The sequence below is a fragment of the Pseudomonas sp. S36 genome, assembly GCF_016647875.1.
GTDB classification, from domain to species: Bacteria; Pseudomonadota; Gammaproteobacteria; order Pseudomonadales; family Pseudomonadaceae; genus Aquipseudomonas; species Aquipseudomonas parafulva.
Window position 1 is genome coordinate 1 of record NZ_JACVVG010000041.1, and the last position, 14,982, is coordinate 14,982.

Consider the following 14,982-nt stretch of genomic DNA (forward strand, 5'->3'; position numbering starts at 1 on the left):
CGGCTGAAGCCGCTCCCACAAGGTAGATTGCGCCAGCGTTCAGATTTTGTGAAAGACAGTTGCTCCCACAGACGGAGTATCCACAGGCCCATCATCATTCATGGGCCTAGAGCACAACTGTTGTAAGCCGCTGCGTATCTCAACCCTTGCGCGTGGTGCGGCTCTGTTGACCATCCACCCCCACCGGCACCTCACCGGCCAGGGTCACACGGCGAACCACCCGGGGCTGGGTGCCGTAGTCATCCACTGCGTAATGCTGGGTCGCACGGTTATCCCAGATGGCCACGTCCCCGGCCTGCCAGCGCCAGCGTACGGTGTTTTCAAGGCGCGTCACATGGCCCTGCAACACGGCGAACAGGTGCTGTGAGTCGGCCAGGGAATAGCCTTTGATACGCTTCACAAAGTGCCCCAGTTGCAAGACCCGCTCACCACTGACCGGGTGTACCCGCACCACCGGGTGTTCGGTTTCGTACACGGTGGAGGTAAACACCTTGCGGTAGTGCTCGAGCTTGGCAGGGTCTACGTCCGGCTTGAGCGTTGCGTAATCGTACTCGTTGCTGTGGACTGCCCACAGCGAGTCGGCCAGCTTGCGCAGCGCATCAGGCAACTCCTGGTAGGCCGCTGCGGTGTTGGCCCACACCGTGTCGCCACCCGACGCCGGTGCCACCACGCTGCGCAGGATGGACGCCTTGGGGTAGGCGTCGACGAAGGTCACGTCGGTATGCCACGAGTTGGCGCGCTGGCCTTGGGCACCGTCGAGCTGCATCAGATAACGGGTGTTCTCCACCACTGGCACGGTCGGGTGCGCGACCGGCTCGCCCAGCAGTTTGGCAAAGCCTTCCTGGCTCGCATCGTCCAGGTGGCCCTGGTCCCTGAAGAAGATCACCTTGTGCTGAACCAGCGCAGCCTGGATGGCCGCCACCGTGGCAGCGTCCAGGTCGGCAGACAGCTTCACGCCGTGGATCTGCGCGCCGATACGGCCGGCAACCGGTTGAATGTCGAGGTCAAGGGTGTGCGGCACGGTGGCCAGGGCAGCGTTACTCATGGTTGTGGTCCTTGCTTTGCTTGTGGGGGTGGAGGGTTCAGCGCGCGGCCTGTACCGCATGTTCCTGCTGCAATGCAGCATCGAGGAAGCGGGGTTCGACCCAATCGGCCACCTGGAAGCCGCGGCGGATCAGGCGCTCCTTGGCAGCCAGGTCAACGCCCTGCTGCAACTGGCTGATAAAGCCAGGGTCCAGGCGCGGGTCGAAGTACTGGGCGAGGTCTTCCTTGGCCAGGTCATCACGCAGAATGCTGAGCGGCCAATTGGCGTTGCTGGCCACCAGTTCCAGGTAGGCCTCGCGGTTGCGTTCGTTTCGCAGCCAGGTGCTTGCCTGCTCCTGCGCGTTGACCAGGCGCTGCACCAGTTGCGGGTATTTGCGGATGAAATCGCCCGTGCCCAGCAACACCGATTGGGTACCCCCTGCCCCGAGCAGGTCGCGGGAGCTGACCGGTATTTCGACCAGCCCGCGCTCGCGCAACGACAGCAGGCTGGACAAGCCCCAGGTGGCGTCGATCTGCCTGGCCGCCAGTGCGGCGTTGGCAGCATTGAAGTCGAGGTTGATGACTTTCAGGTCACGCTCGGTCAACCCCTGGCTGGCGAGGGCACTGGCGAACGACAGCTGGTTGGCAGTGCCGCGGAACACCGCCACGCGCTTGCCCTTGAGATCGTGCAGGCTCTTGATACCCGAGCCGGGCACCACGCCCAGGTAGCTTTTTACCCCACGCACACCGGCGGCCAGCACCCGGGTATCCAGCCCGTTGGCCTTGCCGACGATGGCAGCCAGGTCACCCAGGTAGGCAAAGTCGGCCTGACCGTTGGCCAGGGCTTCGTTGACCACAGGGCCCGCCCCCTTGAAGAAATGCCAGTCGATACGAATACCGTCTTTGGCGAATTCCTTTTCCAGCAGCTGCTGGTTACGCAACACATCTACCACGCCACCAGCACTGGGCTTGCTGCCTGCGCTCAGGTCCGGCACAGCGATGCGAATGCTCGATGGGTTAGCCGGTTCAGCGGCCTGGATGTTCAGGCTGAAGGCCAGCCCAAGGGCGGTGATCAGATGTCGCAAAGGGGTTTTCATGGCAAGGCTCCAGGGCAGGCCGCCGCCGGAAACGCCCGGCGCTGTGGGCTGAAGCTAGGCCGCGCTGGATAAAAGCTACAAAGACCAAAAACTCATTTTTTTGTAACCGAATGGCATAAACGAGCGTTCATGCCTTCTGCGGGCAGGCTTGCGAAAAACGCATAGAAAATATGAGGAAAACGCAACGCCTAAAGGGTTTCATCAGGCGAGAACACCGTGCTCTTATCTCTTGAAGATCACCTTTGGATATTTTTAATTCCATAAGTGAATAAATCACAAACCTTCGAGATTCGGCTGATGGATGGAGCTTCAGGCACAACACGATTCTGGCTGCCAAGTGCCCTGCCCGGCTCACACGGCGGTCAACGTTTCATGCGCCAAAGCCTGCCATGGCTGGTGCCTTTGACGGTTGCCGCCCTGTGGCTTACCGCGACACAACAGCACTGGATGAGTGAGCAGATCCTGCCCGCACCAGCACTGGTGTGGGACAGCGCCGTGGAGTTCGGCTCGGGCGAACTCTGGGGGCACCTGTGGATAAGCTTGCAGCGCCTGTTCTGGGGGCTGTCTGTCGGGATCGGCAGCGGCTTGTTGCTGGGGGTGTGGCTGGGGGCGTCACGCCAGGCGCAGACGCTGGTGCTGCCTACCTTCATCGCGCTGGCACAGATACCGACACTGGCCTGGATCCCGCTGTTCATGCTGTTCTTCGGCATAGGTGAATGGCTGAAGCTGGTGGTGCTGGTCAAGGCCGTGGTAGTGCCGGTGACCCTACACACACTGGTGGGCGTACGCGATGCCCAGCCCAAGTTGCGCGAAGCCGCCTTGGCCTTACGGCTGCCACGCCACCTGCTGTTGCTGCGCCTGCTGCTGCCGGCAGCCTTGCCGGCGTTTCTCACCGGCGTGCGGCTGGCCTTGGCCACGGGCTGGACATCACTGCTAGCCGTCGAGCTGCTGGCCTCGAGCGAAGGCATCGGTTACCTGATGGTGTGGGGGCGGCAGCTGTTCATGCTCGATCTGGTCATGCTGTGCATTCTGGTCATCGGCCTGGTGGGGGCACTGCTGGAGCGCAGTTTTTCGGCTTTGGAAAAGCGCCTGCTGTTCTGGCCACAAGCAGCCACAGGGGAGCAACGGCACGGGGCGGTGCCGCGCAGCTGGCAGAGCCTGCTGCTGCCCGTGGCGCTGCTGGCGGCGTGGCAGGCCAGCAGCCGCTATGGTTGGGTCGACACCAATATCCTGACCTCCCCGCTGCAGGTCCTGCATACGCTGCTTGACGGCCTGGCGGACGGCTCCTTACCCCAGGCGTTGCTGGCTAGCCTGCAACGCACCCTGACCGGCCTGGTACTGGGCGGCGGTGCAGGCCTGCTGGTCGGGTTGCTGCTTGGCCTTTCAACCACGGCCGAACGCCTGTTCGGGCCCAGCCTGTCGGCCTTGCGGCAAGTGGCGCTGTTTGCCTGGGTGCCGCTGCTCACTGCATGGTTCGGCCTGGGTGAGGCCGCCAAGCATGTCTTCGTAGGGCTGGCAGCGTTCTTCCCGCTGATGATCGCCACACAACGCGGCATTGCCAGCCTCTCGCCGCAGTTGGGCGAAGCCGCCCGCACCTTGCGCCTGAACCTGTGGCAACGCCTGCGCCTTCTGGTACTGCCCGGCGCGGCGCCGGGTATTTTTGCCGGGCTGCGCCTGTCACTGATCTACGCCTGGCTGGGCACTATCGGGGCTGAGTACTTCATGCCCTCGGACGGCGGTATCGCCAGCCTGATGATCGGCGCGCAGCAATTGTTCCGCATGGACCAGGTGATGGCTGCCATGGTTCTGATCGGCCTTATCGGCGCCCTGCTCGGCACCCTTGGGCAACGCCTGGAATCACGCGCAACGCGCTGGAGAACCGCATGAACCCTCTAAACACTTCGCACTTGAAAGCGGCCAACCAGGCCGATGTTCGCCCACCGCTGGTCAGTTTCGAAGGGGTCGGCAAAGTGTTCACCGTTGATGGGCGCCCCTTCGAGGCCATCCACAATTTCAACCTGTCGATCCGCGAAGGCGACTTCGTTGCCATTGTCGGTGCTTCCGGTTGCGGCAAATCCACGCTGCTGCGCCTGTTGGTGGGGCTGGATACCGACTACAGCGGCAGCATCCAGGTGGATGGCAAACCCGTGAGCGGTATTGGCGGCGAACGCGGTATCGTGTTCCAGGAGCACCGCCTGTTCCCCTGGCTGAGCGTGGAGCAGAACATCGCCCTGGGTTTGGTAAACGAGCACCTGACGCAGGGCGAGCGCGCCCGCCGCGTGCACGAGTTCGTGCAGCTGGTGGGCTTGGTGGGGTTCGAATCGGCGTACCCGCACCAGTTGTCTGGCGGCATGGCACAACGTGTAGCCATCGCCCGCGGCCTGGTGGCAAGCCCGCGTATCCTGTTGCTCGACGAGCCTTTTGGCGCACTCGATGCACTGACCCGCCAGCAACTGCAGGATGAACTGCTGGCCATCCGTGAACGCGCCGGCATCACCACCTTGCTGGTAACCCACGACGCCGAGGAGGCGACCTACCTGGCCGATCGGGTAGTGGTGCTGGAACCGCGCCCTGGCCGTATCAAGTCGGTGGTGCAGATCGACCTTCCGCACCCCAGGCTGCGCACAGGCGTTGCGCTGCACGGGCTACGCGAGCAGGTGCTGCACCAGATTACCGGGCACGGCGGCTACCTGCCGCCGCCAGCCCCGCGTGTCGAGGGCCTGCGGCCAGAGCTGATCGCACTATGAGCGATGGGGGAGGCTGCAGCTGCGAAGGCCCTCGGGCTGAGCAGGCCAGAAAACAGCTACAGATCAAGGCGATGGACGACACCGGCCGAGATGGGTATCATGCGTGCGCGTTGCACTCGTAGCTCAGCTGGATAGAGTACTGCCCTCCGAAGGCAGGGGTCGTGGGTTCGAATCCCGCCGAGTGCGCCATATCAAAAAAAGCCCCAGGCCAGTGCCTGGGGCTTTTTCGTTTGTGCGACATGTCGCATTCCTGGTACTCCCGTACCACGGGCCATTAATGATAGCGTGGGCGTCTTCCCGTTTTCCAAAACGGGCCCATAACAATGATTGGCGAAGGAATGCGCGCACTCATGTACCTGAAAAACCTGATCACCACTTCCCTGCTGGCGGCCGGCATCGGCTTGTTCGCCCTGCCCGCCCAGGCCAACCTCAGCCAACAGCAATCCACTGCCATCGTCAAAGCCTTCGAAGGCAGCAACCCTGACGACTTCAAGCAGTTCCTCGGCAAGCTCAAGGGCAGTGAACTGGCGAAGGCCGACGACCTGGCCAGTACCCTGGATGCCTACCTGACAGGCAAGCCCTTGGCAGCCGAGCAGCAGCATGAAGTGAACCGCCTGCTCGGCCTGTATACCCGTATCAAGTACGGCAAGGCCGCGACCGAAACCTTGCGTGAACTGGTTGCCATTCCAACCTTCAACGTCGACGGTACCCCTCAGTATCAAAACCCGGCGTTTTTGAAAATCGCCGACAAGATCAAGGCTCTGGCGCATGACTTTGGCCTGACCTTCCGCAACATCGACAACCGCGTTTACGAGATTTCGCTGGGCAGCGGCAAGGAAGTCGTCGGCCTACATGCCCACGCCGATGTTGTACCGGTGAACCCGGATAACTGGAAATTGCCCGACGGTACACGCCTGGATCCGTTCAAGGTCACCTTGGTGGGTGACCGCATGTATGGCCGCGGTACGGAGGATGACAAGAACGGTATCGTGGTGGCGATGTACGCGCTGAAGGTGGCAAAAGACGAAAACCTGCCGCTCGCACGGCAGTTCAAACTGCTGATCGACACCACCGAAGAAACCACCGGCGATGCCATCCCCTACTATTTCGAGCGCAACCCCACGCCGGACTACAACCTGGCGCTGGACGGCGGCTACCCGGTGGTCATCGCCGAAAAAGGCTATGGCACGGTCATGGCGACCTTCAACAAGCGCGCGGCCAGCGGCACCGGTGCTGAAATCACCGACCTGACCGGCGGGCTTGCCACCAATCAGATCCCCACCACATCGGTGGCCACCCTGGTCGCAGACAACCCTGCTGCCTTGGCAAAAAGCCTGAGCGACGCAGGAGCCGACTATGTCAAACGTAATGGCGGCGACTTCAGCATCGAGGCCAAGGCCGAAGGCAACAAGGTGGTGCTGACGGTGGCCGGCGTTTCGGCGCACTCTTCCGAACCGGAGTCGGGCGTGAACCCGGTGGCGCGCATGCTGGGCTTCATCAACGGGCTGGGCCCACAGGTGCCACTCAAGCAAAACCAGTTCACCGATGCAGCCCGCTACGCGGCAGAGAATTGGGGCCTGGACTATTTGGGCAACAAGCTGGGCATTGCTTACAAAGACGCCTTCATGGGGCCGCTGACCGCTTCGCCGACATTCGTTGGTGTGGATGACAAGGGCCTGAAGCTTGCCGTGAACTTGCGCATCCCCAAAGGCAAGCCCGTTGCCACGATCCAGGATGAAATCGCTGGGAAGCTCGGCAAATGGAGCGAGCAAAGCCACACCTCGGTGGTCTTCGACTACAGCCTGGACGAGCCGATGTACCGCAACCCTGAGGGTGAGTGGGTGAAAGCGCTGCTGGCAGTGGCCACCGAGAACCTGGGCATGAAGCACGAGTTCGGCACTTCGGCAGGTGCAACTTCAGTGCACGACTTGCCCAACGGCGTGCAATTCGGCCTGGCCATGCCAAACGTGAAATACACCGGGCACAACGACAACGAGTTCAAGACCGTGGAGCAGTTCATGCTGGACTTGCAGATCGTGAGTGAAATGGTCGCGCGTATCGGGCAAATGCCCAAGCTCTGAGGCGGCATCCACTGCACTCAGGCGGGGGCGGTATCAGCTGAAAAAAGCGCCTTGGCGAGGGTCATGACGTTTTTCAATCGGCTCGATGCCGTTTCCTGCATTGCCGTGCAGGCTGGCGTGCCGGATGCTTTAGTAACTCACGCACCACACCACCCGCAGAGGCCCGTATGAAGAACGTCGAGCAGATCCTCAAGAGCAAGTCCGAGCACCAGACCGTCCACACCATCGGCCCGGACGATTCGGTGCTCGACGCACTCAAGCTGCTGGCCGAGAAAAACATCGGCGCGCTGCCAGTGGTTGAGGGCAACCAGGTTATCGGGATCGTCAGTGAGCGTGATTATGCGCGCAAGCTGGTGTTGAAAGGCCGCTCATCCGCCGCTACGCCAGTGCGCGACATCATGAGTGCGCCCGTGGTGACCGTGGAGCCGAAGCAGAACCTGGAGTACTGCATGAACCTGATGACCAACCGTCACTTGCGCCACCTGCCGGTGGTCAGCAACGGCGAGCTGCTCGGGCTGTTGTCGATCGGTGACCTGGTCAAGGAAACCATTGCAGAACAGGCCGGCCTGATTGTGAAGCTGGAACAGTACATCCGGGGCGAATGAGCCTGTCAGTGATAAGCGCGCTCCAGCTCGTCCAGCTGGTGGTCAAAGCTGCGCAGGCGCGCTGACCAGGTATACACCAGCACTTCCAGGTCTCGGTTGAGTACTGTGGTAGTGCCGTCGTATTGCGGCATTGCCTCGCCCAGGTCCAACTGATAGCGCTCTCGCGCCATTGCCTGTGCCACGCTGGAGAGGTCACGGGCGTTGGCCAACCAGTGGTGATGGTGATCATGCACTTCACGGTCGAGTGCACGGCATTGGCATTTCAGTGCATCCAGGCTCTGGTCGAGCGGTGTGCCCTTGAGCTCCCCCATCACCTCCTCGAAGGTTCGGCCTGAGTGCCAGTAGCTGCCCCAGAAGTACCGGTCGAACACCGTTTCTACACGGCGCAGCGCCACTTTGGTGTTCCAGATGGTCAGCAAGGTGTGGCCCTGCACCACTTCACGCTTGTTCAAGCGCAGCTGTTGCCAGGCGATCCAGGTGAGCGTGGTGAGTGAATAGGCGACGATAACCGCAGCAGCAGCGTACAAAAAATGCACAGCCTGGTTCAGGTAATAGGCTTGGCGGATACCGTAGAAGTAACTGGCCGTGAGCGTGCCCAGGATCAACAAGGCGCACCAGAAACCCGATGCATAGGGATCTTTCATCGCGCTATCCCCTTATTGTTTACCTGAGCATAGCAACGGCCAATCACCCTTCAGGTGCCGCTCGGCGCTTTATTTCTTGCTCGAATGCAGCGCCTCGTTCAACTGGTCGATCATGGGAATCCAGTCGGCATCGGCGGTGTAGCTTTCCTTGAGAAAAGCGCGCTGGGCATCGCTCCAGAACGGCGCATCCACCAGCTTCACATCCTCGGGAAGGGGCGAATGGGTGGTGATGAAACGGTCGATTTCCACGGGGTCGTCAGGCAGACCCAGCTGCTTGAAAATCTCTGAAAAATGATGAGTCGGGCTATCCATGGTTCCTCCTAGATACCGGCTTCGGCTACTGAGCCAGGGCACGGCATGATGTGAAAGCTTGCTGAACGCGATCATCCGCCTGTGGATAGACAGCACGCAGCCAGGGAAGACTCGAAATAACCCGTATATTTGTCCGAGCGCTGCAGGAAGCGAGGGGCTGCAGGCAGCCCTCGGCAGTCAGACCGGGGCGCGGCGCAGGGTTGCCAGGAACGTGGCAGCGCCAATGAAAAGCCCGGCAAAGGTGCGGTTCAGGCGCTTTTGCTGCCGCGGCGTACGCAGCAGGCGCAATACCCGCGAGGCAAGGCCGGTGTAACCTGCCATTACCAGCATATCGACGGCCACCATGGTCACGGCGATGGCAATGTACTGCGGCAGCAGCGGGGCATGCGGGTTGATGAACTGTGGCAGTACCGCCAGCATGAACACCAGGGCCTTGGGGTTGCTGACATTGACCAGAAAACCGCGGAATACCAGGCTCAGCGGTTTGCCGATGGGGCGTACGCCAGATTCATCGGTCATGTCCAGGGGCAAGGCGCGCCATTGCTTGTAGGCCAGGTACACCAGGTAGGCCACACCGAACCACTTGATGAACTGGAACGCGGTTGCGGAGGCGGCGAGGATGGCCCCCACACCCGCAGCGATGATGGCGATCTGCATGAGCAGCCCGAGCTGCAGCCCCAAGGCGTTCCAGTACCCACGCCAGAAACCATATTGCAGGCCGCTGGACATCGAGGCGATTGCCCCGGCGCCCGGCGACAGGCTGATCACCCAGCACGCGGCAAAAAAGCCCAACCACACTTCCATAGACATCGCACACCTCGCTCGAACACATGTTGCAAAACGTTAAGCTAAGGCGCCGATGAAAAAATGACCAGAAGATTTTAAGGGGGTGGGTAGCGGCTCATCGCCAGCAACGAGCTTGCCGGCGATGAGCTTAAGGCTCAACCCAAGGTTTCGAGCTCGGCCTGCATGCCTTCCAGGGTTTCCAAGGCCTCCATCCACGCTTCTTCAAGCTCGCCTTCACGCTGCTTGAGTGTGCTCTGGCGTACCAGCAACTGCCGCAACTCGTCCTTGCGCGCAGCTTCATACAGGCCGCCGTCGCCAAGGGCGGTTTCGATCTCGGCCAGCTGAGCGTGTACCTGGCCAAGCTCGGCCTCAAGCTTGTCGGCGGCCTTCTTGTGCGGCGCCAGTTGCTGACGCAAGGCGGCAGCCGCCTGACGCGTGGCCTTCTTGTCAGTCTTGTCCGGGTTCACCGGCGAGCTGCTGGCCGGCGCACTGCGCTGGCGGTACTCCACCAGCCAGCGGCTGTAGTCGTCCAGGTCACCGTCGAACGGCTCGACCTTGCCATCGGCTACCAGCAGGAAGTCGTCAGTGGTGCTTTTGAGCAGATGGCGATCGTGAGAAACCACCACGACTGCACCGGCAAACTCCTGCAAGGCCATGGTCAGCGCCAGGCGCATTTCCAGGTCCAGGTGGTTGGTAGGTTCGTCCAGCAGCAGCAGGTTGGGCCGCTCCCAGGCGATCAGCGCCAGGGCCAGGCGGGCTTTTTCGCCACCCGAGAAGTTCACTACCGGCTCGTCGACACGGTCACCATGGAAGTCGAAGCCACCCAGGAAGTCGCGCAGGGTCTGCTCGCGCTCGGCGGGGGCAATGCGCTGCAGGTGCAGCAACGGGCTGGCCTTGTCGTCCAGCGAGTCCAGTTGATGCTGGGCAAAATAGCCCACAGCCAGGTTTTCACCCAGCACCAGGCGCCCTGCCAGGGGCTGGAGCTCGCCCGCCAGGTTCTTGATCAGCGTGGACTTGCCCGCACCGTTGGGGCCCAGCAGGCCGATGCGCGCCCCTGGCGTGAGCTGCAGCTTGACCTTGTCGAGTACCGACTTGTCCGCGTAACCAAGACGGCCTTCAGACAGGCTCAGCAACGGGCTGGAGATTTTGTGCGACTCGCGGAACACGAAATCGAAGGGCGAATCCACATGCGCCGCCGACAGCTCTTCCATGCGTTCCAGGGCTTTGATACGGCTTTGCGCCTGGCGTGCCTTGGTGGCCTGGGCCTTGAAGCGGGCGATGTACTTTTCCATGTGCGCACGCTGCGCCTGCTGCTTTTCGTACGCCTGCTGCTGCTGCGCCAGGCGCTCGGCACGGGTGCGCTCGAAGGCGGTGTAACCCCCCTTGTACAGGTTCAGCTTGCGTTGCTCGACGTGCAGCACATGGTCGACCACCGCATCCAGGAAGTCACGGTCGTGGGAAATCAGCAACAGCGTGCCCGGGTAGCTCTTGAGCCAGTCTTCCAGCCAGAGGATGGCGTCGAGGTCCAGGTGGTTGGTGGGCTCGTCGAGCAACAGCAGATCGGACGGGCACATCAAGGCCTGGGCCAGGTTCAGGCGCATACGCCAGCCACCGGAGAAATCACCCACCCGGCGATCCATCTGCTCATTGGTGAACCCGAGGCCTGCCAGCAATTTGCGCGCACGGGCGTCGGCGGTGTAGCCATCGGCGCTTTCCAGCTCACTGTGCAGCCGGGCCAGGGCAGTACCGTCATGCAGCTGCTCAGCCTCGGCCAGTGCGGCCTGGACCTTGCGCAGGCGCACATCGCCATCAAGCACGTAGTCCACCGCCAGGCGATCGAGGGTATCGACCTCCTGGCGCATATGGGCAATGCGCCAGTCGCCAGGCAGCTGGCAGTCGCCGCCATCGGGCGACAGCTCACCGCGTAGCAGGGCGAACAGGCTGGATTTACCGGCGCCGTTGGCACCGATCAGGCCGGCCTTGTGACCGGTGTGCAGGGTCATCTCGGCGCCGTCTAGCAAGCGCTGCGGACCACGCTGTAAAGTGAGGTTGGATAGTCTGATCATGATGGTCGCGGAGTCTACCAGCTTCCTCGGCCCATAGCGCGGGTACAACCATGCAAAGCGACTTGTGGAATCACGCATTGGCCTTGTATGCCAGGCCCGGTGTGGAGGCAGCGTGCCTTGAACTGCAAAGGCAAGGGGGGGACGTGTGCCTGCTGCTGTGCGCGACCTGGTTGCAGGCCCGCGCAGTGCCTTTCAGCGATGAGCGCGCGCACGTATTACAGGGCTGTGCCGGCCGCTGGCAACGGGAGGTGGTCGCCCCGCTGCGCAGCCTGCGCCAGCAATGGCGTGAAGCGGCTGGCAGTGACAGCCAACTGGCGCTGCTGCGTGAACAACTGAAAGGGATGGAGCTGCAAGCCGAAAAAACCCTGCTACATCGCCTTCAGGTCTGCGCGGCACAGTGGCCTTGCGGGTCATCCGCTGGCGCAGGCGACTGGCTGGCCCGGCTTGCGCCAGGCTCTGCCAGGGGCCACGACGCGCTTGATCGGCTGCGCGCCGCGGCTAGGGCGTATCAGGAAGCCGAAGACGAAGTCTGAGCGGCGCCTGTGTCGGCCGTGGCGGTAGTGCTGCCAGTGGCCGAGTTGCTGCTGGCAGTGCCCGCCGGCTTGGCGTCAGCAGGCTTGCTGGCAGCCGCCCGCGCAGGTGCCTTGGCCGCGGGCTTGGCCTTGGCAGTAGAGGCACTGCTGGGCGACTTTGTTGCAGCGGGCTTGGCAGCAGGTTTTGCCGCAGTACGCGTGGCAGCAGGTTTAGCTGCAGGTTTCGCAGCTGACGTGGTGGCCGGCTTTGCTGCAGTAGCTTTGGCAGCAGGCTTGGCGGCGGCGGTTTTTGCAGCTGGCTTGGCTGCTGGGGTTCTGGCAGCGGGTTTGGCAGCAGGTGCCTTACCTGCCGGCTTGGCGGTCGCGGTTTTTGCCGCAGGCTTGGCAGCGGCGGCCTTGGGTGCAGGCTTGGTCGCGCTGGCCTTGGCCGCAGGTTTGGCCGCAACGGGCTTGGCAGCCTGGGCGGCGCGCTGGTCCAGTGCCTTGGTGGCAGCTTCACGCACCTTACCCACGCCCTGCGCCAGCTTCAGGCTGTCCTGAGCATCACGCTTGAGTTGCTGAATATACGAACGCGTCTGGGTTTGACGGTCTTTCAAGGAGTCGAGCAGCTCTTCCAGAGCCCCCACTGCCTTTTGCGCCTTGGACTGCGACTTGGCTTTACCCGCCTTCGCGGCGTCTTGCAGTTTCAGACGGCCATTGTGCAGTTTCTCTTGAGCCTTGCCGCGCTGTTTCTCCAACTTGGCGAGCAATTTTTCCGCATCAGCCAGCGCTTGCGAGCAGGCTTCCTCCAAATGGTCGAGCAGGCTACCTGAAAGTTGTTGAAGCAGGTGTAAAGGCGTACTGACTGGCTTCTTTTTAGCCGACATGGCTTACCTCCTGGCTGACGAGATTACGGCTCATACTATGCTTCTGCTGCTGACGCCGCTAGGGCATGTTGACCGTAATATCCATGCCCTGTTGCATGCCGGGGCAAAGTTGCAGTAGCGCCGCCCGCCAAGTGTAGCGGCGGTGAACAGCCGCGCTGCAAGCAAAGGCTGGCATACTTGGCCCTTCATCCACTCAGGGGCTGATCATGCCGCGCTATCTTGTTCTGGGTTTGTGCCTGCTGGCGCCTTTGTGCATGGCCGATAACGACGAGCACGACCTCGCCTACAGCCTGGGGGCCAGCTTGGGCGAGCGCTTGCGCCAGGACATGCCCGGCCTGCAACTGGATGCCCTGGTCGAAGGCCTGCGCCAGTCGTACCAGGGTCAGCCGCTGAAGCTGGACCAGGCGCGCATGCAGGCACTGCTACAACAACATGAGGCTCAGCAGGCGGATACGGCGACGCAGAAGTTACAAGCCGCAGAAGTGCGTTTCATGGCCAACGAGCGGGCGCGTCACGGCGTACATGAATTGCAACAAGGCATTCTGTACAGCGAAATCCAACCCGGCAGTGGCGCTCAGCCAAAAGCGGCAGGCAAGGTGCAGGTGAACTACGTAGGGTGGCTACCGGATGGCTCGGTGTTCGACCGCAGCCAATCGCCGCAATGGTTCAGCCTGAACTCGGTGATCGAGGGCTGGCGGGTGGCATTGCCACAGATGCGGGCGGGCGCAAAGTGGCGCCTGGTGATCCCGTCGGCACTGGCCTACGGCGCCGACGGAGCGGGTGACCTCATCGCCCCCTACACTCCGCTGGTCTTTGAAATCGAGTTGCTGCAAGCAGGCGACTAGCGCAGCGCCTCAGGCCTGAACCGCGCCTTCTTCCTTGTGCGCGGTGTGCAGCACTTCGATCAGGCAGTCTTCAAGTTCAAAGCGTTCGTGCAACAGGCTGCCCAGCTTGCCAAGTTTCTCGGCAAAACGCTCAGTGTCGCGGCACTCGGCCTTTTCGCAATGGTCGTTGAACGCCAGCGCAATCTGGGTGATGTCGATAATTCGAGGGTTGATCTCTTCGGCCAGCTCCAGCGCTTTTTCATCGCCAAATGCCTTGGCTTCACTGATCAGCTGTTCGCACACTTCGAAGTGCCAGGCCGATACATAATCCACCAGCAAGGCGCAGAAGTCGCCGTTGGTGTCCTTGTCGGCAAAGGCAGGCTTCACATCACGCAGGGCAGCGAATGCGTGTACCAGTTCCTGGCGCTCCGCTAGCCAACGGTCGATCAGGTTGTTTACCCCGCCCCAGCGTTCCTGAGCATTCTGACAACTATCTAGCATGGCGATCTCTTCCCTTTTGGGTAGATGCCGCTGCACCTCGTACCCGAACCTTGCGGCACAAAAGTGGATCAGCAGAACGGCATCGAGCCGTAGTATTTTGCGTTATGCGTGCAGGCAGATTATTCCCGCACGTGCTGCCCTTCAAGGTACGCAGCGGACTAACTTCGTACAAGTGTTTAATACACGGTTACACGGCCACTGGTCGCGCTGGAGGTCCACAGCGCCTGTGCAAGCTACCTGAGGTCGCGCATTGCCAAGGTATGTATGCGGCTCGCCAGCAGATAGCCCAACGGCAGCGTGGCCAGCAGCAAGAACGCCAGCAGGCTCCACTCGGGAAGGGTCAGGTCCAGAAAGCTCCAGGCCAGCGAGTTGCAGTCGGCGCTGCCAAACAACAGCTGCCGGGCGGCCTCGCTCCAGGACTGCCTGAACAGGCGCGCCAGCGGCACCGGGCAGGCGTGGCCGGCATCGTCCGCACCCTGCAGCCATACGTGCCGTGCGGCCAGCAGGGCACCGGCCAGCGCACAACCCAGTGCAACCCGCGCATAGCGGCGCTTGCCTGGCGAGGCAGGGGCATGGAGCGTTGCCAGCAGGCATACCAGCGCATAGCCCCCGAGCATCAACCGCTGGCTGAAACACAATGGGCAAGGCGAAAGCGCCAGCGCTGCCTGCAATTGGAAGGTGGCGATCAGCACCACGAGCGCGCCCAGGCAGGCAGGTAGGAAGAAGGTGCGCAAGCGGGCCGGCAGCATGGGCGTTGAATGTTCCGGGGTTGGTAGGGTAGGCCTGAAACGGTAGAGGAAACGTATCCTTTGTTTCAAGGCGCTACTGCCCAGACAATTCACTGCACGGCGAAGGAAATTTCCAGCTACATGGTAGGAAGGGCCTTAGGACAAAGAC

At 61.9% G+C, this 14,982-nt stretch carries 15 protein-coding genes and 1 tRNA gene; 7 read left to right on the forward strand and 9 right to left on the reverse strand.

From position 1 onward, the window contains the following. Nucleotides 1-139: 139 nt before the first annotated feature. A complete protein-coding gene (locus IAE36_RS19075) occupies nt 140-1,045 on the reverse strand; it encodes a TauD/TfdA dioxygenase family protein (RefSeq protein WP_060482980.1) in 906 nt (301 codons plus the stop codon). Nucleotides 1,046-1,082: 37 nt separating this feature from the next. Further along, complete coding sequence (locus IAE36_RS19080) at nt 1,083-2,120, reverse strand: ABC transporter substrate-binding protein (protein WP_201214015.1); 1,038 nt, start codon at nt 2,118-2,120, stop codon at nt 1,083-1,085. A 297-nt stretch (nt 2,121-2,417) separates the two neighbouring features. On the opposite strand from IAE36_RS19080, the gene IAE36_RS19085 reads away from it, so the two are divergent. From IAE36_RS19085 to IAE36_RS19105, 5 genes are all read left to right on the forward strand, one after another. Beyond that, nucleotides 2,418-4,007 (forward strand): ABC transporter permease, encoded by a 1,590-nt coding sequence (locus tag IAE36_RS19085; protein WP_268933161.1) that lies wholly within the window; start codon nt 2,418-2,420, stop codon nt 4,005-4,007. Continuing rightward, nucleotides 4,004-4,867, forward strand: coding sequence for an ABC transporter ATP-binding protein (locus IAE36_RS19090; protein WP_201214016.1), 864 nt, complete (start codon nt 4,004-4,006; stop codon nt 4,865-4,867). Before IAE36_RS19085 ends, IAE36_RS19090 begins: the two co-directional genes overlap by 4 nt. Nucleotides 4,868-4,979: 112 nt before the next feature. Beyond that, nucleotides 4,980-5,056: transfer RNA gene (locus tag IAE36_RS19095), tRNA-Arg, on the forward strand. 161 nt (nt 5,057-5,217) lie between these two features. Beyond that, entirely contained in the window at nt 5,218-6,948 is a 1,731-nt protein-coding gene (locus IAE36_RS19100; RefSeq protein ID WP_201214017.1) for a dipeptidase, read from the forward strand. Between the two features lie 167 nt (nt 6,949-7,115). Then, nucleotides 7,116-7,553, forward strand: coding sequence for a CBS domain-containing protein (locus IAE36_RS19105; RefSeq protein ID WP_028635542.1), 438 nt, complete (start codon nt 7,116-7,118; stop codon nt 7,551-7,553). A gap of 5 nt (nt 7,554-7,558) precedes the next feature. On the opposite strand, the gene IAE36_RS19110 is transcribed toward IAE36_RS19105, so the two are convergent. The 4 genes from IAE36_RS19110 to IAE36_RS19125 form a co-directional block, all read right to left on the reverse strand. Next, complete coding sequence (locus IAE36_RS19110) at nt 7,559-8,197, reverse strand: NADH:ubiquinone oxidoreductase subunit N (RefSeq protein ID WP_028635543.1); 639 nt, start codon at nt 8,195-8,197, stop codon at nt 7,559-7,561. Between the two features lie 69 nt (nt 8,198-8,266). Next, complete coding sequence (locus tag IAE36_RS19115; RefSeq protein WP_201214019.1) at nt 8,267-8,509, reverse strand: DUF2789 domain-containing protein; 243 nt, start codon at nt 8,507-8,509, stop codon at nt 8,267-8,269. Nucleotides 8,510-8,686: 177 nt separating this feature from the next. After that, entirely contained in the window at nt 8,687-9,319 is a 633-nt protein-coding gene (locus tag IAE36_RS19120; RefSeq protein WP_028635545.1) for a LysE family transporter, read from the reverse strand. A gap of 131 nt (nt 9,320-9,450) precedes the next feature. After that, nucleotides 9,451-11,361, reverse strand: coding sequence for an ATP-binding cassette domain-containing protein (locus IAE36_RS19125; protein WP_201214021.1), 1,911 nt, complete (start codon nt 11,359-11,361; stop codon nt 9,451-9,453). A 50-nt stretch (nt 11,362-11,411) separates the two neighbouring features. Here IAE36_RS19125 and IAE36_RS19130 point away from each other — a divergent pair, with 50 nt between their 5' ends. Continuing rightward, complete coding sequence (locus tag IAE36_RS19130) at nt 11,412-11,894, forward strand: TIGR02444 family protein (protein WP_201214023.1); 483 nt, start codon at nt 11,412-11,414, stop codon at nt 11,892-11,894. Here the strand turns inward: IAE36_RS19130 and IAE36_RS19135 are convergent. Next, a complete protein-coding gene (locus tag IAE36_RS19135; RefSeq protein WP_201214024.1) occupies nt 11,870-12,760 on the reverse strand; it encodes an AlgP family protein in 891 nt (296 codons plus the stop codon). The two genes, IAE36_RS19130 and IAE36_RS19135, sit on opposite strands and share 25 nt — an antisense overlap. A gap of 206 nt (nt 12,761-12,966) precedes the next feature. Here IAE36_RS19135 and IAE36_RS19140 point away from each other — a divergent pair, with 206 nt between their 5' ends. Beyond that, a complete protein-coding gene (locus IAE36_RS19140; RefSeq protein WP_201214025.1) occupies nt 12,967-13,605 on the forward strand; it encodes an FKBP-type peptidyl-prolyl cis-trans isomerase in 639 nt (212 codons plus the stop codon). A 9-nt stretch (nt 13,606-13,614) separates the two neighbouring features. Here the strand turns inward: IAE36_RS19140 and IAE36_RS19145 are convergent, their stop codons facing one another. Both IAE36_RS19145 and IAE36_RS19150 read right to left on the reverse strand, forming a co-directional pair. Next, the gene (locus IAE36_RS19145; protein WP_028635548.1) at nt 13,615-14,085 is read right to left on the reverse strand and encodes an Rsd/AlgQ family anti-sigma factor; all 471 of its coding nucleotides are present in this window, start codon (nt 14,083-14,085) and stop codon (nt 13,615-13,617) included. Between the two features lie 233 nt (nt 14,086-14,318). Next, nucleotides 14,319-14,834 (reverse strand): disulfide bond formation protein B, encoded by a 516-nt coding sequence (locus IAE36_RS19150; RefSeq protein WP_201214026.1) that lies wholly within the window; start codon nt 14,832-14,834, stop codon nt 14,319-14,321. Nucleotides 14,835-14,982: the final 148 nt, after the last annotated feature.

Bases quoted from the DNA above. Each gene is read 5' to 3' on its own strand.
- IAE36_RS19145 (WP_028635548.1), bottom strand. From the start codon at position 14,085: ATGCTAGATAGTTGTCAGAATGCTCAGGAACGCTGGGGCGGGGTAAAC.
- IAE36_RS19105 (WP_028635542.1), top strand. From the start codon at position 7,116: ATGAAGAACGTCGAGCAGATCCTCAAGAGCAAGTCCGAGCACCAGACC.
- IAE36_RS19125 (WP_201214021.1), bottom strand. From the start codon at position 11,361: ATGATCAGACTATCCAACCTCACTTTACAGCGTGGTCCGCAGCGCTTG.
- IAE36_RS19115 (WP_201214019.1), bottom strand. From the start codon at position 8,509: ATGGATAGCCCGACTCATCATTTTTCAGAGATTTTCAAGCAGCTGGGT.
- IAE36_RS19090 (WP_201214016.1), top strand. From the start codon at position 4,004: ATGAACCCTCTAAACACTTCGCACTTGAAAGCGGCCAACCAGGCCGAT.
- IAE36_RS19085 (WP_268933161.1), top strand. From the start codon at position 2,418: ATGGATGGAGCTTCAGGCACAACACGATTCTGGCTGCCAAGTGCCCTG.
- IAE36_RS19120 (WP_028635545.1), bottom strand. From the start codon at position 9,319: ATGTCTATGGAAGTGTGGTTGGGCTTTTTTGCCGCGTGCTGGGTGATC.
- IAE36_RS19100 (WP_201214017.1), top strand. From the start codon at position 5,218: ATGTACCTGAAAAACCTGATCACCACTTCCCTGCTGGCGGCCGGCATC.
- IAE36_RS19110 (WP_028635543.1), bottom strand. From the start codon at position 8,197: ATGAAAGATCCCTATGCATCGGGTTTCTGGTGCGCCTTGTTGATCCTG.
- IAE36_RS19140 (WP_201214025.1), top strand. From the start codon at position 12,967: ATGCCGCGCTATCTTGTTCTGGGTTTGTGCCTGCTGGCGCCTTTGTGC.
- IAE36_RS19135 (WP_201214024.1), bottom strand. From the start codon at position 12,760: ATGTCGGCTAAAAAGAAGCCAGTCAGTACGCCTTTACACCTGCTTCAA.
- IAE36_RS19080 (WP_201214015.1), bottom strand. From the start codon at position 2,120: ATGAAAACCCCTTTGCGACATCTGATCACCGCCCTTGGGCTGGCCTTC.
- IAE36_RS19150 (WP_201214026.1), bottom strand. From the start codon at position 14,834: ATGCTGCCGGCCCGCTTGCGCACCTTCTTCCTACCTGCCTGCCTGGGC.
- IAE36_RS19130 (WP_201214023.1), top strand. From the start codon at position 11,412: ATGCAAAGCGACTTGTGGAATCACGCATTGGCCTTGTATGCCAGGCCC.
- IAE36_RS19075 (WP_060482980.1), bottom strand. From the start codon at position 1,045: ATGAGTAACGCTGCCCTGGCCACCGTGCCGCACACCCTTGACCTCGAC.